The following is a 2,514-nucleotide window of genomic DNA, read 5'->3' as shown; positions in this document are numbered from 1 at the left end:
GCCCGGCGCGCCCCGCGCCCGCCCGGCCGGTCAGGGCAGGTATTTCATCGTGCCGCGCTTGCCGGCCAAGAGGTCGGCATTCTTCAGCACCGATTTCCGGATGAACTCCCACAGGACCGTCACGCGCTTGAGCTTGCGCAGGTCTTCGTGGCAGTACATCCAGAACGAACGCGTGATCTCCACCTCGTTCTCAAGCACCGGTTTCAGCCGCGGATCCTGCGCGGCGATGAAGCAGGGCAGGATCGCCAGCGACTGCCCCTGCAAGGCGGCGTGGTACTGCGCGACCACGCTCGTGCTCCGTAGCACCACCTTGCTGGCCGGCAGCAGATCCTCCAGATAGCGCAGGCGTTCACTGAACAGCAATTCGTCCACGTAGCCGATGAAGGTGTGGTCGGCCAGGTCCGCGCGGCTGGCGATCGGCGGGTGGCGCGCCAGATAGCCCGGCGTGCCGTACAGCCGCAAGGTGTAGTCGCACAGCTTGCTGCAGACGTAGGGGCCGCGCTGGGGACGTTCGATGGTGATGGCCAGGTCCGCCTCGCGCTTGGACAGGCTGACAAAGCGCGGCACCGGCAGGATGTCCAGCGTGATGTGCGGATAGCGGCGCTGGAAGTCGGCCGCCAGCGGCGTCAGCACATAGCTGCCGAACCCTTCAGTGGCGCCGATACGCAGGTGGCCCGACAAGGCCTGACCGATGCCCGACAGGTTTTCGCGGGCGGTGTGCACCGTGCTTTCCATCTGTTCGGCGTGGACGAACAGGCGTTGGCCGTCGTCGGTCAGCACAAAGCCCGCGCTGCGCGATTTCTCGAACAGCAGGGTGTCCAGCTCGGTTTCCAATGCCCGGATGCGTCGCGACACCGTGGTGTGTTCGACGCCGAGCTTGCGTGCCGCCGCGCTCACGCGCTGGGTGCGGGCCACTTCCAGGAAATATCGCAGGCTGTCCCAATCAAGCACGTTACGGCTCCCCAGGCGCCTCGCGCCAACTGGCGGGAGGCGCAAATATTGATTGTGCATGAATGCACAAGGAATGTGCATTTCTGGTGTTGCTTGTTGATTTTCACACATCTACACTGGGTCGGCAGGCCTCGGGGCATTGCCCTGGGGTCGCAGGCCGCAAAGACGGCGCATAACGCTAGAAATCAGCGCATAACACTCAGGAGACAAATCCATGAAATTGCACGCACGCGGGCTGGCCGCAGGCTTGTGTCTGGGCGCATTGTTGGTGAGCCAAGCGCAGGCGGCGGACAAGCCGCCAGTGAAGATCGGCATTCTGACGGATATGTCCGGCACCTATGCCGGCATGGGGGGCGCGGGTTCGGTGGCGGCGGCGCAGTTGGCCATCGACGACTGCCTGGCGGCGGAATGCAAGGGCATGAAGATCGAACTGGTGTCCGCCGACAATCAGAACAAGGCGGACGTGGGCGCCGCGAAAGCGCGCGAATGGTTCGACCGCGACGGCGTGACGGCGATCGCCGACCTGACCAATTCCGCGGTGGCGCTGGCGGTGCAAGGCATCGCGCGCGAGAAGAACAAGGTCGTGATGTTCTCCGGCCCGGCCACGACGGCGCTGACCAACAAGGAATGCTCGCCCGTCGGTTTCCACTGGATGTTCGACACCTATTCGCAGTCCGCGGGCGGCGCCAAGGCCACCGTGCGGGCGGGCGGCAAGTCCTGGTATTTCATCACCGTGGACTACGCTTTCGGCCATTCGCTGGAGGCGGACACCGCCAAGGCGGTGCAAGCGCTGGGCGGCACGGTTGCCGGCAGCGTGCGCCATCCCTTGAACGCACCCGATTTCGCGTCCTATCTGCTGCAGGCGCAAAGTTCCAAGGCGCAGGTCGTGGCGCTGGCCAACGGCGGGCAGGACACCGTCAATGCGGTCAAGCAGGCGCGCGAGTTCGGCATCGTGGCGGGCGGGCAGCGCCTGGTGTCGCTCTTGATCTTCCTGTCGGACCTGCGTGCGCTGGGCTTGGAAAGCGCGCAAGGCCTGTCCTATGTGGACGGCTTTTACTGGGATTACGACGATGCGTCGCGCCAATGGTCGTCGCGCTTCGAGAAGGCCTTCCGCGGCCTGAAGCCCACGATGACGCAGGCCGGCGTGTATTCCAGCGTGCTGCACTACCTGCGTTCGGCCGCCGCCGCCGGCAGCACCGACGGCAAGGTGGTCGCGGACAAGATGCGCGAACTGCCCATCAAGGACCCGATCATGCGCAATGCGTCGATCCGTCCCGATGGCCGTGTCATCCACGACATGTACCTGTATGAAGTGAAGAAGCCCGCGGAATCCAAGGGCGGCTGGGACTACTCCAAGCTGGTGGCCACCATTCCGGCCGCCGAAGCGTTCCAGCCCCTGGCCGATTCGACCTGCTCGCTGGTGAAGAAATGACCCCTCGCGCGCCGGCCGGGCCCTTGGCCGGCCGGCGCGCCGCCAGATACATGGACGCGGGGTTGAAGCGCCGCGGCGGCGCCGTGTGGGGAGCCGCAAAAGAGTGGAGTGCCCCCCGGGCCGGGATTGAT

The 2,514-nt window shown here is 65.4% G+C and carries 2 protein-coding genes; one reads left to right on the top strand and one right to left on the bottom strand.

The window, feature by feature from the left end; all coding sequences use genetic code 11:
• Window positions 1-30: 30 nt before the first annotated feature.
• Window positions 31-951: a LysR family transcriptional regulator gene (locus tag ACO6D5_RS07675; RefSeq protein ID WP_315845229.1), complete on the bottom strand. Its 921-nt coding sequence runs from the start codon at window positions 949-951 to the stop codon at window positions 31-33.
• 214 nt (window positions 952-1,165) lie between these two features.
• On the opposite strand from ACO6D5_RS07675, the gene ACO6D5_RS07670 reads away from it, so the two are divergent.
• Entirely contained in the window at window positions 1,166-2,383 is a 1,218-nt protein-coding gene (locus ACO6D5_RS07670; RefSeq protein WP_006223850.1) for an ABC transporter substrate-binding protein, read from the top strand.
• Window positions 2,384-2,514 lie beyond the last annotated feature (131 nt).

The sequence above is a fragment of the Achromobacter sp. genome (genome assembly GCF_057314935.1).
Note: the sequence above shows the minus strand (reverse complement) of the source record. Positions and strands in the feature narration are given on the sequence as shown.

Excerpts from the sequence above, each read along its gene's own strand:
- ACO6D5_RS07670 (WP_006223850.1), top strand. The coding sequence starts at position 1,166 with ATGAAATTGCACGCACGCGGGCTGGCCGCAGGCTTGTGTCTGGGCGCA.